Below are 20,050 nucleotides of genomic sequence, written 5' to 3' on the forward strand. Positions count from 1 at the left end.
ATGCCTGTTGCGCCGGCATCAAGGCCGGCGGCGAAATATTTTCATTGCTTCTCGGCAAATGCCGCAGGAATTTTCGCTGCGCTGGCTCAGGCCTTGTTCACTGCCAGCGTCGTCGCCAGGTCTTCCATGCGCTGGGCCAGCGCGCCGAGCGCCCCGGTCAGCGCGGAATCGTTCTTGTCGGCCTTGGTCAGTGCGTCGTCGCGCGTCTTGCGCAGCGTCAGCACTTCGCTTTCCATGCCCTTGACCCGCTTTTGCAGTTCCGAAAGCTCGTCCATGACCATGATGCCGGCCATCACGGTCAGCCGCTGGTCGCCAATCTCGCCAAAAGAATCCTTCAGATGCGAAACATAGCGGTCGAAGCGCTCGGCAAGATCGATCAGATGCTCTTCCTGGCCCTCGTCGCAGGCCATCCGATACTGCTTGCCGTCGATGGAAACCGTGACTTGTGCCATTAGCCTACCTGTCCAGTACCGCGCGGATGGTTTCCATGGCTGTCACCAGCCTTCGCGACACTTCTTTGTTGGCATCTTCCAGCCGTTCGGCGCGAGCTTCGGAATTGTCGAGCTCCTGCGCCAGCCGCGAGCGGTCGGCGTTCATCCGCTGCACTTCGGCCTCGGCTTCCGAATAGTCCCGCTCATGCTCGAGCTTGGCCGCGACGGCGTTTTCCAGCCCGTCGATGGCCTTACCCAGCCTGGCAATGACTTCCTTGAGGGTCGTTTCCCCGGTCATGGCTTTCGTCCTGCGCCCTGCCCATCACCGAATCATCCACGTTCAGAACGCGTTATCCCTGAAACATTACGCATCGTGTGAACCGCACGTCAATAAAGCTGTCGCGACTGTCCCCTGCTAACGCTAATGTAAGTCGCGCATGGCCATCACAAGACCGGCAAAAGCACACCGATTTGTTGACTAAAAGGCCGCGCCTGCTATGTGTCGCGCACCCTTTTCAAGGGCTTTCCCAAGGCCCAAACCCCCATTTTGGAGGAAGCATGACTTCGCGCGAACAACATGACCGGATGGCCAATGCGATCCGTTTTCTCGCCATGGACGCTGTGGAGAAGGCAAACTCCGGCCATCCCGGATTGCCCATGGGCTGCGCCGACATCGCCACGGTGCTGTTCACCCGCTTTCTCAAATACGATCCGAAGAACCCGCATTGGCCGGACCGCGATCGCTTTATCCTGTCGGCCGGCCACGGCTCGATGCTGCTTTACTCGCTGCTCTATCTGACCGGCTACGAAGACATCACCATCGACCAGATCAAGCAGTTCCGCCAATTGGGGTCGAGGACCGCGGGCCACCCGGAATACGGCCATGCCGCCGGCATCGAGACGACGACAGGCCCACTCGGCCAGGGCCTTGCCAATTCGGTCGGCTTCGCACTCGGCGAGCGCATCATGAATGCCGCTTTCGGCAATGATCTCGTCGACCACTACACCTATGTGCTGGCCGGTGACGGCTGCCTGATGGAAGGCGTATCCCAGGAAGCCATTGCGCTTGCCGGACATCTGAAGCTGAACAAGCTGATCGTCTTCTGGGACAACAACAACATCTCGATCGATGGCCCGGTGTCGCTGGCCGACAACACCGACCAGGTCGCCCGCTTCCAGGCGTCCGGCTGGAATGCCAGCCATATCGACGGCCAGGACCCGGAAGCGATCGCCTATGCCATCGAAGCGGCCCGCCACTCCGACAAGCCGACGATGATTGCCTGCAAGACGACGATCGGCTTCGGCGCGCCGACCAAGGCCGGCACCAACAAGGCACATGGCTCGCCGCTCGGCACCGAGGAAATCGCCGGCGCCAGAAAATTCTTCGGCTGGGATTCGCCGCCCTTCGAGGTCCCGGCCGACAGCCTCGACGCATGGCGTACCGCCGGGCGGACCAGCGTCAAGGCGCGCACCGACTGGGAGAGCCGGCTTGCCAAGGCCGATGCCAAATTGCGCGCAGAGTTCGAACGCCGCATCAGTGGCACGCTGCCAGCCAACTTCGACGCCGTCATTGGCGATTACAAGAAGAAGCTCGCCGCCGACAAGCCGAAGGTCGCCACCCGTAAGTCATCGGAAATGGCGCTGGAGGTCATCAACGGCGCCGTGCCCGAAACCATCGGCGGCTCGGCCGATTTGACCGGCTCCAACAACACCAAGACCAGCCAGACCAAGAACATCACCGCCGACGATTACGGCCAGCGCTACGTTCATTACGGCGTTCGCGAGCACGGCATGGCGGCCGCGCTCAACGGGCTGACATTGCATGGCGGCATTATCGCCTATGGCGGCACTTTCATGTGCTTTTCCGATTATGCCCGTCCGGCGATGCGGCTTGCTTCGCTGATGGGCATCCGCTCGATCTTCGTCATGACCCATGATTCCATCGGCCTTGGCGAAGACGGCCCGACCCATCAGCCGGTCGAGCATCTGGCAGCACTTCGCGCCATTCCGAACCACAATGTCTTCCGCCCGGCCGACGCGGTGGAAACCGCGGAATGCTGGCAGTTGGCCATTGAGTCGGAAAAGACGCCTTCGACATTGGCGCTGACCCGGCAGAACCTGCCGACGGTACGCAACGACTTCGTTGCGGAAAACCTCTCCAGCCGCGGCGCCTATGAACTTGCCGCCGCCAGTGGCGAGGCGGCGGTGACGATCTTCGCTTCGGGCTCCGAGGTCGAGATCGCGCTGGCCGCCCGCGAGGCCTTGGAAAAGCACGGCCACGCGACCCGCGTCGTCTCGGTGCCGTGCTTCGAATTGTTCGACAAGCAGAGCGCCGACTATCGCAGCAGGACGATCGGCAATGCGCCGCTCAAGATTGCCATCGAAGCCGGCATCCGTCAGGGCTGGGATCACTTCATCGGCACCGACGGCATCTTTGTCGGCATGACCGGCTTCGGCGCCTCCGGCACCATCGAACAGCTCTACCCGCATTTCGGCATCACAGCCGAGGCAACGGTGAAGGCGGCGGAAGCCCGTCTGCATGGCAAATGAAAGTGAGCCCCGCCCGGCAAAGGCTGGCATAGCGGTTTTGCCGGGCGGTGGAGCACTAATCGATTTAAATCCACGCCTCGGCGGCTGGATTCTTTGCCCGTCCGCCGTTATGAAGCTGCGGACTTGATCTTCGGCCTCCAACTCCCAGGGAGAGAACAATGACCGTCAGAGTTGCCATCAACGGATTCGGCCGCATCGGCCGCAACATCCTGCGCGCCATCCATGAATCCGGCCGCAAGGATATCGACGTCGTCGCGGTCAACGATCTCGGCCCGGTCGAGACCAACGCGCATCTGCTGCGCTTCGACAGCGTGCATGGCCGCTTTCCGCATGAGGTGACGGTTGACGGCGACCAGATCATCGTCGGCAAGGAAAAATTCAAGGTCACCGCGATCAAGGATCCGACACAACTGCCCTGGAAGGAGCTTGGCATCGACATCGCGCTCGAATGCACCGGCATCTTCACCGCCCGCGACAAGGCCGTCGCCCATCTGACCGCCGGTGCCAAGCGCGTTCTCGTCTCCGCTCCGGCAGAGGGCGCCGATCTCACCGTCGTCTATGGCATCAATCACGACAAGCTGACCAAGGACCACATCGTCATCTCGAACGCCTCCTGCACCACCAACTGCCTGGCGCCGCTGGCGGCCGTGCTGAATGAGGCGGTCGGCATCGAGAAGGGCATGATGACGACGATCCATTCCTACACCGGCGACCAGCCGACGCTGGACACCATGCACAAGGACCTCTACCGCGCCCGCGCCGCCGCGCTGTCGCAGATTCCGACCTCGACCGGTGCTGCCAAGGCCATCGGCCTGGTACTGCCCGAACTCAAGGGCAAGCTCGACGGCATCTCCATCCGCGTGCCGACCCCGAACGTCTCGCTCGTCGATTTCAAGTTCATCGCCAAGCGGCCGACCACCGTCCAGGAGATCAATGACGCGGTGATCGCCGCCTCGAACGGCAAGCTGAAGGGCATCCTCGCCGTTACCCCTCACCCCAATGTTTCGATCGATTTCAACCATGATCCGCATTCCTCGATCGTGGCGCTCGACCAGACCAAGGTCATGGACGGCAACTTCGTTTCGGTGCTGTCGTGGTACGACAATGAGTGGGGCTTTTCCAACCGCATGGGCGATACCGCCGTCGCCTTCGGCAAGACCATCGCCTGATCGCAGAGCCAGCTTCTCGACCTGGAGACGCCCGGCTCAGTCCGGGCGTTTTTCATTGCAGCACGAACCGCCGAGGCACGCTTCGCTGCTCGGGGGTGCCAAAACTTTCGACGATCGGCAGCGTGGGGCAAAAAGCCACGCTGCTGCCTTGCAGCGGCCATGTCTTCGCCCCACTCTCCCGTGATGCCGGAGCATATCGACTAGGGGCGACCAACGAATGGAGCATGGTATCTATCTTGTGACGCTCGTTGGCGCAGCACTTGTCGTTGCCGCCGCGTTTTCAAGCCTGATCGCCTTCCGTTTCGGCGCCCCTCTCCTGCTGCTGTTTCTCTGCATCGGCCTCGCCACCGGAACCGACGGTCTCGGCATCCATTTCGACAATGCCCGAGTTGCTTATTTTGCCGGCTCATTGGCGCTGGCGGTCATCCTTTTCGATTCCGGCTTCGGCACACCGCTCAACGCCTTGCGGCAGGCGGCCGGGCCGGCGCTGTCGCTGGCCACATTCGGCGTCCTTTTGACCACCGGGCTCTTCGGCGCCGCCGCCTATTATCTGCTCGACCTGACCTGGCTGGAATCCTTCCTGCTCGGTGCCGCCGTCGCCTCGACCGACGCCGCGGCGGTGTTCTTCCTGCTGCGCGCCGGCGAGATCAATTTGCGCGAGCGCGTGCGGTCCACGCTCGAGGTGGAATCCGGCACAAATGATCCGATCGCTATCTTCCTGACCATCACGCTGGTCGAGGTCATCGCCGCCAATACCCACCCCGAGGCCAAGGTGCTGGTCACCGATCTTGCCGTCGGCTTCCTTGTCAACATGGGGCTCGGCGCGGTCATCGGCATTCTCGGCGGCATGGCCATCGTGCGCCTTGTCGATCGCCTCAATCTCGATCACGGCCTGCTGCCGATCTTCGTGCTGACGCTGTCGCTTATGGTGTTCGCTGCCGCCGGTGCCGTCGGCGGCTCCGGCTTCCTGGCGGTCTATCTCGCAGGCCTGATTGCCGGCAATTCCGATATCCGGGCCGTCACCATCCTCAAGCGCTTCCAGGACGGCATGTCGTGGCTGGCGCAGATCATCATGTTCCTGATCCTCGGCCTGTTCGCGACGCCTTCGCAATTTCCGGCGATCCTGGTGCCGGCAGTGCTGCTCGGCCTGTTCCTAATATTTGTGGCACGGCCAATCGCGGTCTGGCTGTGCCTGGTGCCGTTCCGCCTGCCACGCCCGGAAGTCGCCTTTGTCTCATGGGTTGGCCTGCGTGGCGCCGTGTCGATACTGCTTGCCATCACGCCGCTGCTCGGCGGCCTGGACAACGGCCGCCTCATCTTCAACACCGCCTTCATCATCGTGCTGGTCTCGCTGATCATCCAGGGATGGACCGTCGGGCCGCTGGCGCGCCGCCTCGGCCTTATCGTGCCGGCCCGCCTGGGACCGCTCGACAAGGTCGAATTGGAACTGCCGGGCTCCGCCCATCATGAGCTTCTCGCCTACCGCGTGGCACCCGGCAGCCCGGTGGCGCGCGGCGAACGCATTCCGCGCTGGGCGCGACCATCGCTTGTGTTGCGCGACGGACGCTCGATGCGCTTCCAGGATATGGGCCGGCTGGCGGCCGGCGACCACGTCTACATCTTTGTGCCGGACCGCTATCCGCGCCTGCTCGACAAGCTGTTCGCCAGCCGCGCCGTCGTCGATCCCGAGGATGCGGATTTCTTCGGGGCCTTCGCCGTCGATCCGTCACGCCCCGCCGAGGAACTGGAGACCGCCTACACGCCGGGCCTGACCGAATCGGAACGCAAGCTCAGCATTGGCGACCTGGTCACTACGCGGCTCGGCGGCCACGCCGAATACGCCGACCGCGTGCTGCTCGGTCCGATCGAGCTGATCGTCCGCGACGTCGACGACAAGGGCAGGATCACCGGCCTTGGCCTGTCCTTTGAGCCGACCGCGCCGGTGGCGCGCGTTCCGGTGTTCCTCAGCGCCGGCGAAATCCGCGACCGCATCGCCGCCTTCATCCGCAACCGGCGCAAGCCGGCCGAGGCGCAGGCGGTCGAGGCGGCGGCCGAGATGGAACCGGTTCCGCAGCCCGTAGTGGAAAAGACAACTGGCGAAGGCTGACCGCTGTCCACCCGAGCCGCGGAACCCTGCCGCGAGGCTGAAGAATGGCTCGGCAACTGGTGTGGCGGGTCCATGTGGTCCGACATCGCCGGAAATGATCCCGATCGGCCGGTTGCGAGAGCGTCCGGCCGATCAGTCGCCAATTTTCCGGCGCGCCATAGGGGCGCGCTTAATTGTTGCGGGCCGCTACGAACTGCGCCGCTTGTTTCAGAAGCGCAGCTTGCTCGCCAAAAGGTTCGAGCAACGCATGAGCCTGGTCAACGAGGCCATGGAGTTGGCCCCGCGCCCAGTCCGGTCCGTGCAGCGCGACCAGCGTCGCCTTGCCGGCCGCGGCATCCTTGCCGGTCGCCTTGCCCATCTGATGCGCGTCGGCGGTCAGGTCGAGCAGATCGTCGGCAAGCTGAAAGGCAAGCCCGATCGCCGAGCCGAACTCGGCCAGCCTTTCGCGGTCGCCCGACGGCGCGCCGGCAAGGATAGCGCCCGCTTCGCAGGCAAAGCGGATCAGCGCACCGGTTTTCATCGCCTGAAGCCGGATGATGCCGGCCTCGTCCGGCCGGCTTTGTTCGGCTTCGAGATCGAGCATCTGGCCGCCGACCATGCTTCCCGCCCCGGCGGCGCGGGCCAGTGCCAGCACCAGCGTTGCCCTGCGCTCGGCCGGCAGCATTGTCGCCTCGTCGGCAAGGATGTCGAAGGCAAGTGTCAGCAAGGCGTCGCCCGCAAGAATGGCGGTCGCCTCATCGAAAGCCCTGTGCACGGTCGGCTGGCCGCGGCGCAAATCGTCGTCGTCCATGGCCGGCAGATCGTCATGGATGAGCGAATAGCAATGCACGCATTCGAGCGCCGCCGCGACGCGCAGCGCCGCCTCGCCGTCGGCTGAAAACAGTGCAGCACTTTCCATGACCAGGAAGGGACGCAGTCGTTTGCCGCCGTTCAGCACGCCATGTCGCATTGCCGCCATCAGGCGTTCGGGCCGCGCGACCTCGCCCGAAAGCGTCCGTCCGTCGAGCAACCGCCTCAGCAGCGCCTCGAGCGGAACTGCCCGGGCAATAAGTGCAGCTTCGAACGCCATTTGGTCGTCTTTCGTCATGGTCGGGAGCGGTAGCCGACACTCAGACGTTGCGCAAGAAGCCAAGCGCCATTATGCCGGGGGCAGGGAGTAGCGCGGACTGGGTGGCTTGGCGGAACCGATCGTCGATCACGAAACCGAAGGGTTGGACATGGCGAGACCGAGACGCGGCAGCCGCATCGGTCTTCAACGCTGGGTCCGGCGCGGCATCGCCGTCGCCGTCGTGCTGGCGCTGGTGCCGGTGGTGCTGACCTTCCTGTACCTGCCGACATTCGTGCATCCGGTGTCGACATTGATGCTGAAGGACCTGGCGACGTTTTCTGGCTACGATCGGCGCTGGGTTTCCATCGACGATGTCGCGCCGGTGCTGGCATATTCGGTCATCATGTCGGAGGACGGGCAGTTCTGTTTCCATCGCGGCGTCGATCTGGGCGAGTTGCGCGGCGTCGTCGACGATGCGCTCGCCGGCGAGATGACACGTGGCGCCTCGACCATCACCATGCAGACGGTAAAGAATCTTTATCTATGGTCGCGGCCGTTGGGCTCAGTCCGTAAGGTCGTGGAACTGCCGCTGGCCGTCTATTTCGATGCGGTGCTGTCGAAACGGCGGATAATGGAGATCTACCTCAACATCGCCGAATGGGGACCAGGCATCTACGGCATCGAGGCCGCCGCCCAGCATCATTTCGGCGTCTCGGCAAAACAGCTGTCGCGCCGGCAGGCAGCGCTGCTTGCCGTCACCTTGCCGAACCCGATCGTGCGCAATCCAGCGAAGCCCGGGCCGGGACTGAGGCGGCTTGCCGCGTTGATCGAGCGGCGCGCGGGCCGCGCCGGCGCCTATGTCGGTTGCCTGCGATAGTGTCAAAAAAAAACACGGCGACGCTGGCCAAAACGCCATCGGGCGTGTATAGGCAGCCGACTTTCTCAGATTCCGGCCCCTGATGTGGCCCTTTCACGAGGGCCGGCGGGGCGTTTTGACCATGTAGTGGAGCATATCCATGGCCGTTCCGAAACGAAAAACCTCTCCGTCGAAGCGCGGCATGCGCCGTTCCGCCGACGCACTGAAGGCCCCGACCTATGTCGAGGACAAGAACTCCGGCGAGATGCGCCGTCCGCACCATATCGACCTGAAGACCGGCATGTATCGCGGTCGCCAGGTTCTGGAGCCGAAGGAAAGCTGAGAGAGCTTTCGACGGTTTACAGGTTGCGAAACGACCGGCCATTGGCCGGTCTTTTTGCGTTTGCGACAACTGATCGTATCAGCCGGGCCTGACATTGTTGTTTCACGCCGTCTTTGTCCGTGTTTATCGGTCGCACGAAAATTCTTGACGGCGAACGCCGGGCGCACTCTACAAAGATCAGTCCAACCGGAGCCGCCACATGTTCGGTGCCATCCCGCTGCTGATCGTGCCTTTCATCCTCTACAATCTCGGGCTTCTAGGAATATTCGGCAGCGGCGACGATCCGTGGGCGACCGAAATGTTTTCGGTCCGGATGATGTCGGGTGGCGTTTTCTCGATGACCCTCGGCGATCTTATCGTGCTGATCGCACTGATCTTCTTGTTCGTCGAAGTGGTGAAGTCGACGCGTACGACAAATGCCTCGATCATGGACCACCTTTTGTCGACCTTCGTCTTTGTGGCCTATCTGGTCGAGTTCCTGCTGGTGAAGGGCGCCGCCCATTCTGTTTTCTTCACACTGATGATCATAGCGCTGATCGACGTGCTAGCCGGCTTTTCGGTGTCGATGCGGTCGGCCAGCCGCGACATCAACATGAATTAAGGATCTCGGCTCAGCCCGGGTCGGCCCGAAAGCCAGCCGCCTCGATGCCGGCGATGGCTGCCGTTTCGTCATTGTCGGACGTGTCGCCGGAAATGCCGACGGCGCCGATGATCGTGCCAGCCTCGTCGCGGATCAGCACGCCGCCGACGACCGGCAGGACGCGCCCGCCCGACACGTCGGAGACGCCGGCGATCAGATGCGGGCGCTCCTTGGCGAAGGCTTCCACCCGGCGCGAGCCCATGCCGATAGCGAGCGCGCCATAGGCCTTGCCGGCCGACATTTGCGGACGCAGGAACGACGCGCCGTCCTGACGCTGGAACGCGACCAGATGGGCGCCGGCATCGAGCACCGAGACGCCAAGCGGCCTGAGCTTGAGCTCGGCACCCTTGGCAAAGGCGGCGGCGATGATTTCAAGGGCTTTGTCGAGCGTCAGTGCGGTCATGGCCGTCTCCTAAACGCGCCAGTTATCAACCGGCAGAACAGATCGCGGTGAAACTGTTTCGCGTACGAAAGGAAGCAGTGGGATCCAGGGAGCGCCGGCTTATTTCTTCTTGGCGCGAGGCTTCTTCACCGGCGCCGGAGGCGCATTGGCCAGGTCTTCCGCTTCCTTGGCAAGGCGCAGCGCCCGCAGCTTGTTGGTTTTGGCTTGGCGGGCGTCGCTCTCGGCGACATATTCCGCCATCGCCTTCTGGCGCACCGTGGCTGCCTCTTCCTGTTTCTTGAAACGCAAATCGGCCCGCGCACGGGCAGTGTCCTTAGAGTTCTCGACCAAGAGCGTTATCCAATCCCGTAAATTATCTTCAGTCCCTTGATAGCAGAGCCAGCCCGCAATTGGGAAAATAAGTTGGTCATGGCGCCGGATCGCAGCCGACGCGCTCCGCGTTGCGGGCGACCACCGCATCGTATTCGGCCTGCAAGATCGCGCGGACAGCGGGTCCAGTTGGCGCGGGAGATGTGCCCAGATGCTCGTAGCGCAACTCGTTCATGAACTGCTCCCACATCGGCGGGCCGCCTTTTTCCAGAAGCTCGGCACGGATCGAGAGCTCGTCGCTGACCGGCAGCCAGACGCGGCCCCAGGCGCCGAGATGGGCCAGGATCGGCACCAGCGTAATCGCCATTTCGGTCAGGCTGTAGATCGCCTTTTGCTTGTGGGAGGGATCGCCCGTCTTGGTCAGCATGCCGAGTTCCATCAGCCGCTTCAGGCGGTCAGCGAGGATGTTGGAGGCGATGCCCTCCATCGAGCCGTTGAGCAGTTCGCGAAAGTGGCGTCTCCCGCCGAAGATGATGTCGCGAAGGATGATCAGGCTCCACCGGTCGCCGAACACTTCGAGCGACAGGTTGATGGGGCATCCGGACCGACGATCGATGTTCATGCGAATCTCCAAAAACCGGTTGCATTATTGTATCGGTTTTAATATCGTGCAACTGATTGCAAATTGCAATCAGATTGGAAGCCCACGGAGGAGAGCCATGAAAAGCGCCGGACACCCCGAAATCGTATCCCAGACCTTCGGCGACCCGGCCCATCCGGCGGTGTTGTTGACCATGGGCGCGATGGCTTCCATGCTTTGGTGGCCCGAAGCGTTCTGCCGGAAGCTGGCCGGCGAGCGTCGCTTCGTGATCCGCTATGACAATCGCGATACCGGCCGTTCGACCAAATACGCGCCGGGCGAGCCGCCTTATACATTCGACGACATGGCGGACGATGCTATCCGCGTCCTTGACGACCATGGAATCCGAAAGGCGCATATGGTCGGCATGTCGATGGGCGGCATGATCGCGCAGCTCGTGGCGTTGAAATACCCGTCGCGTGTCACTTTGCTGACGGTGATCAGCAGCTCGCCCTTGGGCATCGATACGTCGCATCTGCCCGGAACCACCGAGGCCTATAGGAGACATTCAGCCGAAGGCGCGAAGGTCGACTGGGCGGACCGGGGCCAAGTGGTCGATTTCATCGTTAAGGACGCGCATGCGCTCACCGGTGCGGCGCACTCTTTCGACGAGCAGCGAACACGGGCTTTCGTCGAACAGGATTATGACTGGTCCGGCGGTTTTCTAAGTGCAACCAATCATTTCATGCTCAAAAGTGGCGAAGATGGGAGCGGCGAGGACTGGACGGGTCGGCTGCGCGACATGAAAATCCCACTCCTTGTTATCCACGGCACCGACGATCCCATCTTTCCAGTCGAGCATGGCGCCGCTCTTGCCGACGCGGTCGCCGGTGCAAGGCTGCTCCGGATCGAGGGCGGCGGCCACGAGCTGCATCCCGACGACTGGGCCGCGATCATCGATGCCATCGTCGCCCACAACCAGGCCAGATAGTTATCCGACCCCGACTCCGCGAGACAGACCACCCAAGGAACGACAAACAATGTCCCTGATTATGCACCTTCATCCACTGGCCTCCTTCTGCTGGAAACCGCTGATCGCGCTCTATGAGAACGGCACGCCATTCACATCCGTCGTTGTCGATCTCGGCAATGAACAGTCGCGCGCGGCGTTTCTGAAATTGTGGCCGCTCGGCAAGATGCCGGTGCTGCGCGATGAAGCGCTGGACCGGACCGTGCCGGAATCGACGATCGTCATCGAATATCTCAACGCGTATTATCCTGGACCGGTCGAACTGATCCCCGCCGATTTTGATCTCGCTCGCCAGACCCGGCTCGCCGACCGCTTCTATGACTTCTACGTCCAGGAACCGATGCAGAAGATCGTTGGCGACCGGCTGCGGCCGGAGGGCAAGACCGATCCGTTCGGCGTCGAGCAGGCCCGCGCCCAGCTGCGCAGCTCCTACGCCATCATTGAACAGGACATGCAGTCGAGGATATGGGCGGCGGGCGCGAGCTTCACCATGGCCGACTGCGCTGCCGCCCCCGCGCTGTTCTACGCCAACAAGGTCGAGCCGTTCGGAGACGAATATCCTGCGGTCAGGCGCTATCACGACCGGTTGCTGCAACGCCCCTCGGTTGCCCGTGTGATCGAGGAAGCGCAGCCTTATTTCAAGCTCTTCCCCTACAACAATGGCTAGAGTGGTTCATCGTTTCACGGAAACGCCGGACCGCTCTATCTCTTTGTTTTTGCGCAATTCCGGACGGAAAACCGTTTCACACTTTTCCTGGAATTGCTTTAGGCCTGAAGCTGCATAGTTGCCGACGTGCTGACGACGCCCCTCAGCTTCCGGATGAACCGAGCTGCTCCGCATCCCAGAACTGGTCGAGCCAGATGTTGAGCTTCAGGAAGCCGGCGTTGCTGACCGTATAGACGCGTCTGGTGCCTTCCGGCTTGGCGTTGACCAGCCCGGCATCAAGCAGCACCTTCAGGTGCTGCGAAACGGCCGGGCGGGACACCGGCAAGCCGGATGCCAATTCGTTGACGGTCTTCGGTCCGCGCCGGAGCTCTTCCAAGAGATGGCGCCGGTTGGGATCGGCAATCGCCATGAAGGCGTCGGAAAGCATCATGCCTTATTTGTGGGGCAAAGCGCCTCGAATCTCAACCGTCGGTTTCAGCTTTTCTGCGCGGGTCGAGCCGCAACGCTTCCGGCGTTACCGAGCGATCGGCCGGCTGGGTCTTGAAGGCATCGCGGCCTTCGATCGGCACCGGCGCGCGACGGCTGATGCGCAGCAGCGTGTAGCCGGCCAGGCAGAGATGCGCGAGCGCAGTGGCCAGGAACAGCCCCTCGGGGCGCATCCAGCCCATCAGGCCGGCGGCCAGCAGCGGACCGATCATCGTGCCGAAGCCATAAAGCAGCAGCAGGCCGCCCGACACTTTGACGAAGTCCTCCGATCGCGCATGGTCATTGGCATGCGCCACCGCGATCGAATAGAGCGTGTAGGCGAAGGCGCCGTAGGCGGCGGTGCAGACGATGACGAAGACGCCTGAGCGCGGTTCGAACAGGAAGATGGCGATGGCGAACAGCGCAGCGCCGAAAGCCGCGCCCGCCAGCACGAAACGACGGTCCGTCGTGTCGGAGAGCCGCCCGGCCGGAAGCTGCATGGCGGCGCCAGCGATGACCACCAGGCTCATCATCAGCGCGATCTCGGCCGTCGAGATGCCGATGCGCGCTCCATAAACGGCACCAAGCGTGCCCCAGGCGCCGTTGGCGATGCCGATCAGCACGCAGGCGATCGCCGAGACCGGCGAATTGACATAGAGACCTTTGACGTCAAGCGACACGTCCTGCAGCGGCTTGGGGTGCGACGCCGTCGAGACCGCCGTTGGGATCAGCGACAGGCAGAACAGAATGCCGGTGATCATGAACAGCGACGCCGATTTCACATCGCCGCCGGCCACGATCATTTGACCGCCCATGATCGAGGCATAGGTGACCATCATGTAGAGGCCGAAGACGGTGCCGCGGTTTTCGTTGGTGGCCTTCTCGTTGAGCCAGCTTTCGATGACCATGAAGGCGCCGGCCATGGTGAAGCCGGTGAAGGCGCGCAACAGGATCCAGGTATATTCGTCGATGATCAGACCGGTGAGCAGTGCGACGATCGCTCCCGAAGCGGCAAAGGCGCCGAAAGCCCTGACATGACCGGCGCGGCGCACGATGCGTGGCGCAAAGAAGCAGCCGGTGACGAAGCCGCCGGCCCAAGCCGTGCCCATCAGGCCGAGCGATGCCGTCGAGAAGCCCTCCACCTGGCCGCGCAGCGGCAACAGCAGACCGTGCAGTCCGGATGCCGCCAGCAGGAACGCGGTGCCGCGCAGCAGCGAGAGAATCGGTCTGTAGCTTGCGAACATTTTTCAATCCGGCTGGGGTTTAAGGCACAAGTCTGGAGACAGCGGCATTCGGGCTTTTCGGCGGCGTGCCCGAGCTTTTGGAATTACCCGCAGCACTATCCGCGGCGAAACAGTGCCTCTGCCGCCGACTTGGTGGAGCCTTTGGTCTTGAGCTCGGCTTCCAGCCGGGCGATCTCGTCGCGCAGGATGCCGATCCGCTCGGACAATTCATCGACGGAAAGCAGCGACAGATCCTGCCCGATCTCGTGCGGGCGCGCTTTCTTCTTGGGTTCGTCGTCGAAGATCGCCATCGTCGCTCCTCCGTGATTGCCCATTTGCCTGATTTGCCAATGAGCATACATAGGGCAAGGGTATGGATGCAAATGGCGGGCAAGGGCTGGCACGAGAAACCGGCGAAGCACGACGGGAAAATTCATGGCGAACGCACAGAAAATTCCGGCCAAGATGATGGCGATCGCCATATCGGAACCGGGCGGGCCGCGGGTGCTGAAACCGGAAACCCGCGACGTGCCGGTTCCCGGTCCCGGCGAGATCCTGATCCGCGTGCGTGCCGCCGGCGTCAACCGGCCGGACGTGCAGCAGCGCAAGGGCGCCTATCCGCCACCGTCGGGAGCATCGGATCTGCCGGGCCTGGAAGCGGCGGGCGAAGTCGCCGCCCTCGGCGACGAGATATCACGCTGGCGCGTCGGCGACCGGGTCTGTGCGCTGACGGCCGGCGGCAGCTATGCCGAATATGTCAGAGTGCACGCCGGCAGCGTGCTGCCGCTGCCCGCCGGCTTTACCTACACCGAAGCGGCGGCGCTGCCGGAAAACTACTTCACCGTTTGGCACAATGTCTTCGAGCGCGGCAGCCTCAAGAGCGGCGAGACGCTGCTCGTGCATGGAGGCTCGTCGGGTATCGGCACGACGGCGATCCAGCTTGCTGCCGCTTTCGGCGCCTATGTCATCACCACCGCCGGGAGCAAGGAGAAATGCGACGCCTGCCTCAAGCTCGGCGCCGACCGGGCGATCAACTACCGCGAGGAGGACTTCGTCGCCGCAGTCAAGGAGGCAACCGGCGGCAAGGGCGCCAATGTCATCCTCGACATGGTCGGCGGCGACTATGTGGCGCGGAACTATGAGGCTGCAGCCATGGAAGGCCGCATCGTCCAGATCGCGACGCAGGGCGGAGCGGTGGCGAGCGCCGATTTCTTCAAGATCATGGCAAAGCGGCTCGTGCATACGGGATCGCTGCTCAGGCCACGCACCGTGGAGTTCAAGGCGGCAGTTGCGGCGGCACTGGAGGCGCAGGTTTGGCCGCTGCTCGGCACGCGCAAGGTTGCGCCGGTGATGGACACGATCTTCCCGCTCAAGGAAGCCTGGCGGGCGCATGAGCGGATGGAGGAGGGTGAGCACATCGGCAAGATTGTGCTCGATGTCGCCTGACGACCGGCAAACAGGCTGAACGAAAGCTTAATGGTGCAATGCAACAAACGCATTGCGGCCATGCAAAAGCGTCTGTTCAATTTTTCATCGCCGATGCCTACTTACGCGGCATCGAAACGATGGAGGACTACCATGAACCCGATCCGCGCTTTCCGTAACTGGCGCATGTACAACGAAACCGTGCGCGAACTGAATCGGCTGAACGCTCGTCAGCTCAACGACCTCGGCATCAACCGCGGCGACATCGAGAGAATCGCCCGCCAAGGGCTTTGATCTCGAGCACGATCCCGCCTGAAGACCGGGCGTTGCTTTTCCGCAACGCCGAGCCGCGGTTCGGGATCAAGCCTTAGAAGCCAGAGCCGCAGCAGACGGATTTCCGTCGCCGGTTCCGAGCCCGCCCGACCCTGGTCTGGCGGGCTTTGTCTTTTTGAGCTTTCGACTGCATGGCGTCATCTGCCTATCCCGTCGCGGTCTGCCGGCCGTCCTTGACACGCGCCTGCCAAAAACATTGCGAAACGGCGAGCGAGCGGTTATATAGACCGCGATTTTCCCATTTTGGTGGCTCTAAACCACCGCCCGCGCGGGAACGCGGGCGAACGAGAAGGATTTTTGTGATGGCCAATACGCTGCTGATGCCAAAGGCGACCGCCGTCTGGCTGGTTGACAACACAGCGCTCTCCTTCGAGCAGATCGCGCAGTTCTGCGGACTGCATCCGCTTGAGGTCAAGGCGATCGCCGACGGCGAGTCGGCGCAAGGCATCAAGGGCATGGACCCGATCATGACCGGCCAGCTAACTCGCGACGAGATCGCGCGCGCCGAGAAGGACCCGAACCACCGACTGAAGCTCTCCGATCCCAAGGTGCGTGTGCCGGAATCCAAGCGCAAGGGTCCGCGCTACACGCCGCTGTCGAAGCGCCAGGACCGGCCCAACGCCATCCTCTGGCTGGTGCGCAACCATCCCGAGCTCAAGGATGCGCAGATTGCCCGCCTTGTCGGCACGACGAAGTCGACGATCGACCAGATCCGCGACAGAAAGCACTGGAACTCCGCCAATCTCCAGCCGATGGATCCGGTGACGCTCGGCCTGACCTCACAGATCGACCTCGATATGGAAATCAACCGCGCCTCGCGCGGCCGTGAGCAGGCGCAGCCGGTCGGCGATACGCTGCTGCCGGCCGCCTTGACCGAACGACTGGTGCCGGCGCCGGAAAAGCCGAAGGACGAGGACCGGGAACTCGATGCCAACGCCGTCTTCGCCAAGCTTTCGGCGCTAAAGTCGAAGGACAAGGATGCCGACGAAGAGGAGTAGGCATTTCGCATCCAAAACAAAACGCCCGCTTTCAAGCCGACCGAAAATCGGCGGGTTTGTCGGCGGTCTGAGCCCGCTTTCAAGCGGGCTTTTTTGTGATCTTCCGTGTCAGCTCCGCGCCGCCCGGTCCGGCGCCATGCCGTAATCCTCGCTGCGCTCCACCGCGCGATAGAAATCGGCGAGCTGCTTGCCGCGCTCCGGCTTGAAGGTGCGGCCGGCGATGACGACCGAGGCGATGCGGTCAATGCGGAAAGCGCGGAAATCGCTGCGCATCTCGCACCAGGCGACCAAGGTCCACACCTTGCCCCAGAACCACAGGCCGAGCGGGCGGATGTCGCGCGCGGTGCTGCGGCCGGCCTCATCCGAATAGTCGATGGTCAGCACCTGACGTTTCTCGATGGACCGCTCGATCAGGTCGATGGCTTCGCGGGCGGCATCGCTTACCACCCACATCGGCGTGTGGATCTCGGTACGGGCGATGCGGTCCTTTTCGGCGTCGGGCAACACGGCGCCTATCTTGACCAGCGCCTCGTCGGCGGCTCGCGCCATGGCCGCGCCGCCAAAAGCGCGCACCATGCGGGCGCCGGCGACCAGCGCGACGATCTCGTCACGCGTGAACATCAGCGGCGGAAGGTCGAAACCCTCCCTCATCATGTAGCCGACACCGGCCTCGCCGTCGATCGGCACGCCGGTCGACTGCAGGTCGGCGATGTCGCGATAGATCGTCCGCTCGGAAACCTCGAGCCACGTGCCCAGCTTCTGGGCAGTGACCAGACGGCCACCACGCAGATGCTGCACGATCTGGAAGAGCCTGTCGGCGCGGCGCATCGTATGGACCCTCGGCGTCTATCGTTCCAGCCCTTCGCGCTTGCGCTGCGCGGCGACGAAGGCCGCGCCGAAGGACAGTTTCCTCGTTGTCGGCATGCTTGCGTCGAGCACCCGCCAGAACGGCGCAATGTCGCTCAGCGCCATGCCACGCTCAAGATCCTCGTTGGCGGCCTCGGCGACAGTGCGCAGATGATAGCCGATGGTGACCGGACATGTCACCTCGGCACCGTGCTCGATGGCGAGAACGGTGCGCAAAGCGCGGATATCCATGCCTCCGGGGATGGAGCGGATGAATGCATCGACCTGGCGAGCTGTAGGAACCAGCATCGGCTGCCCTTCGACGACGTCGCCGATGGTGCGTGGCGACGGTTTTATGCCGTTGATGCCAGGCATGTTCAGCCTGTCGCTCCAGCTTTTCATCGATCGTCCTCTCAGCCATCCGTCTCCGGCGGCCATCGCACTATGGCACGAGCCTCCTGACACAATACTGTCAGGAGGCTTCAGCATGCTCATTTCAGCTCGTCGCCAGGTTGCATCCAAACGCCACCCAGAAAGCTTGCCTTAATTGCCGCCATTGCGGCGGTCGCCATACATGTCCGGCCAACCAATATCCTTGCGGATGTCCGCCGGCAGGGTATTCATGAACCGCTGGGTGCGGATCTCATTGCGCATCGTCCGGATCTTGCCGACATAGTGCTGCACGCTACGCAGAATGGTAAAACCGTTCATGGCTGGTCTCCTCTCTTTCGATGCAGGCACTATCGCACACCCCTGCTGACAGCAGTCTGTCAGGAGGGTGCGTCTCTCCTGACTGGCGTTTTGATTTGTCGACCGAAGTGATCAGGCAGTGCTGAAAAGAGGCCTGCCACACTGGAAAGACGGCGATCGCGGAGCCGCTTTGACAGCCAGCCGCGATGCTGATCAAAGGCGGCATGTCGAAACTTCTCGCGTTCGTCATCATCGCCATGATGGTCATCCAGCTAATCAAGCCGCTCGGCTGGCCCGGGCTGAAGCGGCGCAGCGATTTCTGGAAGCTGGCGCTGCTGGCGATGGCGGCGATTTCGATTACGGCGGTGCTCGGGCACTGGACGTGATGCATGTCGCGCAAAGTGTGCAGCGGTTTTGCGACAACGACATGCATAGAAACAGGACCTGAAGCACGTCGGATGAGGCCAGTCGAACGCGACGCGCTTTGGTGCCGGCGGCCGCTACGCGACGCCCGGTTCGTTGCCGAGCACCAGGCTGACCAGATGTTCCGCCCAGGCTCGATAGCCGGCTTCCGAAGCATGAAAGCCATCCGATGCGAAGCCGGCATCAGCATCGGTGATCGGCAGGCGGGGCGCCGGTATGGCGCCGCGCTCGAGGCAAAGGCGCGCGCCCATCCGGTTCATTTCGACGGCACGGATTTCGAGAATCTTGCCGAGCAGCGGCGGCATTGCCGGCGCCCGGGTGAACTCAAGCACCGGCGACCACACGACGCGCGCCTCCGGCCATTTGGCGCGCAGCGCGTAAAGCAGGCCGCCAAACTCGCGCTTGAACCGCGGTACCGAATGAAAATTCTTGGCGTCGTTGGTGCCGATGGCCAGCACGATATGCGTCCACGGATCGGCCGATAGATTGGGCAGCACATGATCGCGGATCTGGCCGGAGGTTGCCGAGTTGAAGCCGGCTGCCCGCCAGCGCACGATGCGGCCGGTGCGTTGCGCAATCAGAACGGCCAGTTGCGCGGCCAATCCGTTTTCAGAATTGCCGATGCCTACCGAGGCGGCGGAGGAATCGCCAAGCACCAGAACCGAGATTGCTGGCGTCAGGCCAGATATCTCGTGCATGACCGGACCTTGTGCCGGCAGCATGCGGGTGGTGCGGCGACGCACGCCAAGTCCTTGCCAGACATAGACCGGAAAGGCGAGCCAGGTGAGAAGGGTCGGAAAGCGCCGCATGGCAAGTCCCTTTTAGGGCGTAGCGAACAGCACTTAGCGCATGTTGCATTGGAGGTGAACGACCTTACAGTGGCACCCTTGTCGCCTCAATGGCAGCAGTCATGTGTCCCGGATTGATCTTCGTACTCGTCATGCAGCCGCACCCAGTCGACGAGGCTATGATGCGGGCCGGTTTCGTTGCGACCCTTCGGCGTCAGGTCGAGATAATGATAGGCGCCGATCAGCGGATCGCCGCCTCGGGAGCGCAAGACGAAGGTCAGGAAGATGTCGCCCTTCTCGTCGCGATAGAACACGCTGGCGCCAGGAAGGTCTTTCGAGTTTCGCGCACGCCGCTCGAAATTGTAGGTCGTATCGCCGGCCGCGATCTGCTTGTCCGTGAATGACACCTGCATATCGAAGTTGAAGTCCGAGGCGTAGGACGACACCCAGTCGAATTTCCAGCCCATACGCTGCTTGTAGGGCAGCAATTCGGCCAATGGCGCCCGCGCTACCACGACAAGTGAGACATCGTGGTGCCTGAGATGCTGGTTGGCGCCGTCGATATGATCGGCAAGGAATGAGCAGCCCTCGCAGCGATAATCGGCGCCCGGCCCGAACATGAAATGGTAGACGATCAGCTGGGGTCAGGACCCATTAATTTGTTGAGTTGATCTCTGTTGGGTGATTCAAGGTGGCAGGAGGTGCCGCCTTGAGTGATTTGCTGAT

The 20,050-nt window shown here is 62.6% G+C and carries 25 protein-coding genes and 1 pseudogene; 12 read left to right on the forward strand and 14 right to left on the reverse strand.

Annotated features, from left to right (window positions below):
• Nucleotides 1-86: 86 nt before the first annotated feature.
• Together NKH80_RS15105 and NKH80_RS15110 are read right to left on the reverse strand one after the other, a co-directional pair.
• Nucleotides 87-452, reverse strand: a complete 366-nt coding sequence (locus NKH80_RS15105; RefSeq protein ID WP_023678510.1) for a cell division protein ZapA — start codon at nt 450-452, stop codon at nt 87-89.
• A 4-nt stretch (nt 453-456) separates the two neighbouring features.
• Entirely contained in the window at nt 457-729 is a 273-nt protein-coding gene (locus NKH80_RS15110) for a DUF4164 domain-containing protein (protein ID WP_023678509.1), read from the reverse strand.
• A gap of 260 nt (nt 730-989) precedes the next feature.
• Here NKH80_RS15110 and tkt point away from each other — a divergent pair, with 260 nt between their 5' ends.
• The 3 genes from tkt (at nt 990) to NKH80_RS15125 (ending at nt 6,257) form a co-directional block, all read left to right on the forward strand.
• The gene (gene tkt / locus NKH80_RS15115) at nt 990-2,981 is read left to right on the forward strand and encodes a transketolase (protein ID WP_352883534.1); all 1,992 of its coding nucleotides are present in this window, start codon (nt 990-992) and stop codon (nt 2,979-2,981) included.
• A gap of 158 nt (nt 2,982-3,139) precedes the next feature.
• On the forward strand, nt 3,140-4,150 hold the full coding sequence (gene gap, locus NKH80_RS15120) for a type I glyceraldehyde-3-phosphate dehydrogenase (protein WP_352992186.1): 1,011 nt from the start codon (nt 3,140-3,142) through the stop codon (nt 4,148-4,150).
• A gap of 217 nt (nt 4,151-4,367) precedes the next feature.
• The gene (locus tag NKH80_RS15125) at nt 4,368-6,257 is read left to right on the forward strand and encodes a potassium/proton antiporter (protein WP_352992188.1); all 1,890 of its coding nucleotides are present in this window, start codon (nt 4,368-4,370) and stop codon (nt 6,255-6,257) included.
• 169 nt (nt 6,258-6,426) lie between these two features.
• Here NKH80_RS15125 and NKH80_RS15130 read toward each other — a convergent pair whose 3' ends face one another.
• Nucleotides 6,427-7,344 carry a polyprenyl synthetase family protein gene (locus NKH80_RS15130; protein ID WP_352457948.1) on the reverse strand — a complete coding sequence of 306 codons (918 nt, stop codon included), beginning with the start codon at nt 7,342-7,344 and terminating at the stop codon, nt 6,427-6,429.
• A 79-nt stretch (nt 7,345-7,423) separates the two neighbouring features.
• Between NKH80_RS15130 and NKH80_RS15135 the strand changes: the two genes are divergently transcribed.
• From NKH80_RS15135 to NKH80_RS15145, 3 genes are all read left to right on the forward strand, one after another.
• Nucleotides 7,424-8,182 (forward strand): biosynthetic peptidoglycan transglycosylase, encoded by a 759-nt coding sequence (locus NKH80_RS15135; protein ID WP_031212144.1) that lies wholly within the window; start codon nt 7,424-7,426, stop codon nt 8,180-8,182.
• Nucleotides 8,183-8,321: 139 nt separating this feature from the next.
• Nucleotides 8,322-8,504 carry a 50S ribosomal protein L32 gene (gene rpmF / locus NKH80_RS15140; protein WP_006203806.1) on the forward strand — a complete coding sequence of 61 codons (183 nt, stop codon included), beginning with the start codon at nt 8,322-8,324 and terminating at the stop codon, nt 8,502-8,504.
• A gap of 199 nt (nt 8,505-8,703) precedes the next feature.
• Nucleotides 8,704-9,105 (forward strand): hypothetical protein, encoded by a 402-nt coding sequence (locus NKH80_RS15145; RefSeq protein ID WP_254816550.1) that lies wholly within the window; start codon nt 8,704-8,706, stop codon nt 9,103-9,105.
• 10 nt (nt 9,106-9,115) lie between these two features.
• On the opposite strand, the gene NKH80_RS15150 is transcribed toward NKH80_RS15145, so the two are convergent.
• The 3 genes from NKH80_RS15150 to NKH80_RS15160 all read right to left on the reverse strand — a co-directional run bounded on the left by NKH80_RS15150 (nt 9,116) and on the right by NKH80_RS15160 (nt 10,478).
• Complete coding sequence (locus NKH80_RS15150; protein WP_352739594.1) at nt 9,116-9,547, reverse strand: GlcG/HbpS family heme-binding protein; 432 nt, start codon at nt 9,545-9,547, stop codon at nt 9,116-9,118.
• 99 nt (nt 9,548-9,646) lie between these two features.
• On the reverse strand, nt 9,647-9,877 hold the full coding sequence (locus NKH80_RS15155) for a hypothetical protein (protein ID WP_023678501.1): 231 nt from the start codon (nt 9,875-9,877) through the stop codon (nt 9,647-9,649).
• A 76-nt stretch (nt 9,878-9,953) separates the two neighbouring features.
• Nucleotides 9,954-10,478 (reverse strand): winged helix-turn-helix transcriptional regulator, encoded by a 525-nt coding sequence (locus NKH80_RS15160; protein WP_352739595.1) that lies wholly within the window; start codon nt 10,476-10,478, stop codon nt 9,954-9,956.
• A gap of 97 nt (nt 10,479-10,575) precedes the next feature.
• Between NKH80_RS15160 and NKH80_RS15165 the strand changes: the two genes are divergently transcribed.
• Nucleotides 10,576-11,427, forward strand: coding sequence for an alpha/beta fold hydrolase (locus NKH80_RS15165; RefSeq protein WP_352992190.1), 852 nt, complete (start codon nt 10,576-10,578; stop codon nt 11,425-11,427).
• A 49-nt stretch (nt 11,428-11,476) separates the two neighbouring features.
• The gene (locus NKH80_RS15170; RefSeq protein WP_352739598.1) at nt 11,477-12,133 is read left to right on the forward strand and encodes a glutathione S-transferase family protein; all 657 of its coding nucleotides are present in this window, start codon (nt 11,477-11,479) and stop codon (nt 12,131-12,133) included.
• A 142-nt stretch (nt 12,134-12,275) separates the two neighbouring features.
• On the opposite strand, the gene NKH80_RS15175 is transcribed toward NKH80_RS15170, so the two are convergent.
• From NKH80_RS15175 to NKH80_RS15185, 3 genes are all read right to left on the reverse strand, one after another.
• Nucleotides 12,276-12,563 (reverse strand): ArsR/SmtB family transcription factor, encoded by a 288-nt coding sequence (locus tag NKH80_RS15175; protein ID WP_254816544.1) that lies wholly within the window; start codon nt 12,561-12,563, stop codon nt 12,276-12,278.
• Nucleotides 12,564-12,594: 31 nt separating this feature from the next.
• Nucleotides 12,595-13,842, reverse strand: coding sequence for an MFS transporter (locus tag NKH80_RS15180; RefSeq protein WP_254816543.1), 1,248 nt, complete (start codon nt 13,840-13,842; stop codon nt 12,595-12,597).
• 95 nt (nt 13,843-13,937) lie between these two features.
• Nucleotides 13,938-14,132 (reverse strand): DUF1192 domain-containing protein, encoded by a 195-nt coding sequence (locus NKH80_RS15185; protein WP_023678495.1) that lies wholly within the window; start codon nt 14,130-14,132, stop codon nt 13,938-13,940.
• 124 nt (nt 14,133-14,256) lie between these two features.
• Here NKH80_RS15185 and NKH80_RS15190 point away from each other — a divergent pair, with 124 nt between their 5' ends.
• From NKH80_RS15190 to NKH80_RS15200, 3 genes are all read left to right on the forward strand, one after another.
• Complete coding sequence (locus tag NKH80_RS15190; protein WP_352992192.1) at nt 14,257-15,267, forward strand: NAD(P)H-quinone oxidoreductase; 1,011 nt, start codon at nt 14,257-14,259, stop codon at nt 15,265-15,267.
• 132 nt (nt 15,268-15,399) lie between these two features.
• Nucleotides 15,400-15,540: a DUF1127 domain-containing protein gene (locus NKH80_RS15195; protein ID WP_023720976.1), complete on the forward strand. Its 141-nt coding sequence runs from the start codon at nt 15,400-15,402 to the stop codon at nt 15,538-15,540.
• A gap of 341 nt (nt 15,541-15,881) precedes the next feature.
• Nucleotides 15,882-16,577: a DUF1013 domain-containing protein gene (locus NKH80_RS15200; RefSeq protein ID WP_292655650.1), complete on the forward strand. Its 696-nt coding sequence runs from the start codon at nt 15,882-15,884 to the stop codon at nt 16,575-16,577.
• 108 nt (nt 16,578-16,685) lie between these two features.
• Here NKH80_RS15200 and NKH80_RS15205 read toward each other — a convergent pair whose 3' ends face one another.
• The 3 genes from NKH80_RS15205 to NKH80_RS15215 form a co-directional block, all read right to left on the reverse strand.
• The gene (locus NKH80_RS15205; protein WP_254816539.1) at nt 16,686-17,405 is read right to left on the reverse strand and encodes a helix-turn-helix transcriptional regulator; all 720 of its coding nucleotides are present in this window, start codon (nt 17,403-17,405) and stop codon (nt 16,686-16,688) included.
• 18 nt (nt 17,406-17,423) lie between these two features.
• Entirely contained in the window at nt 17,424-17,825 is a 402-nt protein-coding gene (locus tag NKH80_RS15210; RefSeq protein ID WP_352476167.1) for a hypothetical protein, read from the reverse strand.
• Nucleotides 17,826-17,966: 141 nt separating this feature from the next.
• A complete protein-coding gene (locus NKH80_RS15215) occupies nt 17,967-18,134 on the reverse strand; it encodes a hypothetical protein (protein ID WP_254816537.1) in 168 nt (55 codons plus the stop codon).
• Nucleotides 18,135-18,337: 203 nt separating this feature from the next.
• Here NKH80_RS15215 and NKH80_RS15220 point away from each other — a divergent pair, with 203 nt between their 5' ends.
• Entirely contained in the window at nt 18,338-18,499 is a 162-nt protein-coding gene (locus tag NKH80_RS15220; RefSeq protein WP_352992194.1) for a hypothetical protein, read from the forward strand.
• A gap of 114 nt (nt 18,500-18,613) precedes the next feature.
• Here NKH80_RS15220 and NKH80_RS15225 read toward each other — a convergent pair whose 3' ends face one another.
• Together NKH80_RS15225 and NKH80_RS15230 are read right to left on the reverse strand one after the other, a co-directional pair.
• A complete protein-coding gene (locus NKH80_RS15225) occupies nt 18,614-19,345 on the reverse strand; it encodes an SGNH/GDSL hydrolase family protein (RefSeq protein ID WP_352992196.1) in 732 nt (243 codons plus the stop codon).
• An 86-nt stretch (nt 19,346-19,431) separates the two neighbouring features.
• Nucleotides 19,432-19,965, reverse strand: a pseudogene (locus tag NKH80_RS15230) (DUF899 family protein); the annotation flags it as partial.
• Nucleotides 19,966-20,050: the final 85 nt, after the last annotated feature.

Origin of the sequence: Mesorhizobium sp. M0904, assembly GCF_040319475.1 — a bacterium.
Lineage (GTDB): Bacteria > Pseudomonadota > Alphaproteobacteria > Rhizobiales > Rhizobiaceae > Mesorhizobium.

What these genes read in the sequence shown, in the direction of transcription:
- NKH80_RS15215 (WP_254816537.1), bottom strand. Translation starts at nt 18,134, where the DNA reads ATGAACGGTTTTACCATTCTGCGTAGCGTGCAGCACTATGTCGGCAAG.
- NKH80_RS15125 (WP_352992188.1), top strand. Translation starts at nt 4,368, where the DNA reads ATGGAGCATGGTATCTATCTTGTGACGCTCGTTGGCGCAGCACTTGTC.
- NKH80_RS15150 (WP_352739594.1), bottom strand. Translation starts at nt 9,547, where the DNA reads ATGACCGCACTGACGCTCGACAAAGCCCTTGAAATCATCGCCGCCGCC.
- NKH80_RS15165 (WP_352992190.1), top strand. Translation starts at nt 10,576, where the DNA reads ATGAAAAGCGCCGGACACCCCGAAATCGTATCCCAGACCTTCGGCGAC.
- NKH80_RS15200 (WP_292655650.1), top strand. Translation starts at nt 15,882, where the DNA reads ATGGCCAATACGCTGCTGATGCCAAAGGCGACCGCCGTCTGGCTGGTT.
- NKH80_RS15195 (WP_023720976.1), top strand. Translation starts at nt 15,400, where the DNA reads ATGAACCCGATCCGCGCTTTCCGTAACTGGCGCATGTACAACGAAACC.
- NKH80_RS15220 (WP_352992194.1), top strand. Translation starts at nt 18,338, where the DNA reads ATGTCGAAACTTCTCGCGTTCGTCATCATCGCCATGATGGTCATCCAG.
- NKH80_RS15180 (WP_254816543.1), bottom strand. Translation starts at nt 13,842, where the DNA reads ATGTTCGCAAGCTACAGACCGATTCTCTCGCTGCTGCGCGGCACCGCG.
- NKH80_RS15145 (WP_254816550.1), top strand. Translation starts at nt 8,704, where the DNA reads ATGTTCGGTGCCATCCCGCTGCTGATCGTGCCTTTCATCCTCTACAAT.
- NKH80_RS15210 (WP_352476167.1), bottom strand. Translation starts at nt 17,825, where the DNA reads ATGAAAAGCTGGAGCGACAGGCTGAACATGCCTGGCATCAACGGCATA.
- NKH80_RS15205 (WP_254816539.1), bottom strand. Translation starts at nt 17,405, where the DNA reads ATGCGCCGCGCCGACAGGCTCTTCCAGATCGTGCAGCATCTGCGTGGT.
- NKH80_RS15160 (WP_352739595.1), bottom strand. Translation starts at nt 10,478, where the DNA reads ATGAACATCGATCGTCGGTCCGGATGCCCCATCAACCTGTCGCTCGAA.
- NKH80_RS15225 (WP_352992196.1), bottom strand. Translation starts at nt 19,345, where the DNA reads ATGCGGCGCTTTCCGACCCTTCTCACCTGGCTCGCCTTTCCGGTCTAT.
- NKH80_RS15190 (WP_352992192.1), top strand. Translation starts at nt 14,257, where the DNA reads ATGGCGAACGCACAGAAAATTCCGGCCAAGATGATGGCGATCGCCATA.
- NKH80_RS15185 (WP_023678495.1), bottom strand. Translation starts at nt 14,132, where the DNA reads ATGGCGATCTTCGACGACGAACCCAAGAAGAAAGCGCGCCCGCACGAG.
- NKH80_RS15170 (WP_352739598.1), top strand. Translation starts at nt 11,477, where the DNA reads ATGTCCCTGATTATGCACCTTCATCCACTGGCCTCCTTCTGCTGGAAA.
- NKH80_RS15175 (WP_254816544.1), bottom strand. Translation starts at nt 12,563, where the DNA reads ATGATGCTTTCCGACGCCTTCATGGCGATTGCCGATCCCAACCGGCGC.
- tkt (WP_352883534.1), top strand. Translation starts at nt 990, where the DNA reads ATGACTTCGCGCGAACAACATGACCGGATGGCCAATGCGATCCGTTTT.
- gap (WP_352992186.1), top strand. Translation starts at nt 3,140, where the DNA reads ATGACCGTCAGAGTTGCCATCAACGGATTCGGCCGCATCGGCCGCAAC.
- rpmF (WP_006203806.1), top strand. Translation starts at nt 8,322, where the DNA reads ATGGCCGTTCCGAAACGAAAAACCTCTCCGTCGAAGCGCGGCATGCGC.
- NKH80_RS15110 (WP_023678509.1), bottom strand. Translation starts at nt 729, where the DNA reads ATGACCGGGGAAACGACCCTCAAGGAAGTCATTGCCAGGCTGGGTAAG.
- NKH80_RS15130 (WP_352457948.1), bottom strand. Translation starts at nt 7,344, where the DNA reads ATGACGAAAGACGACCAAATGGCGTTCGAAGCTGCACTTATTGCCCGG.
- NKH80_RS15105 (WP_023678510.1), bottom strand. Translation starts at nt 452, where the DNA reads ATGGCACAAGTCACGGTTTCCATCGACGGCAAGCAGTATCGGATGGCC.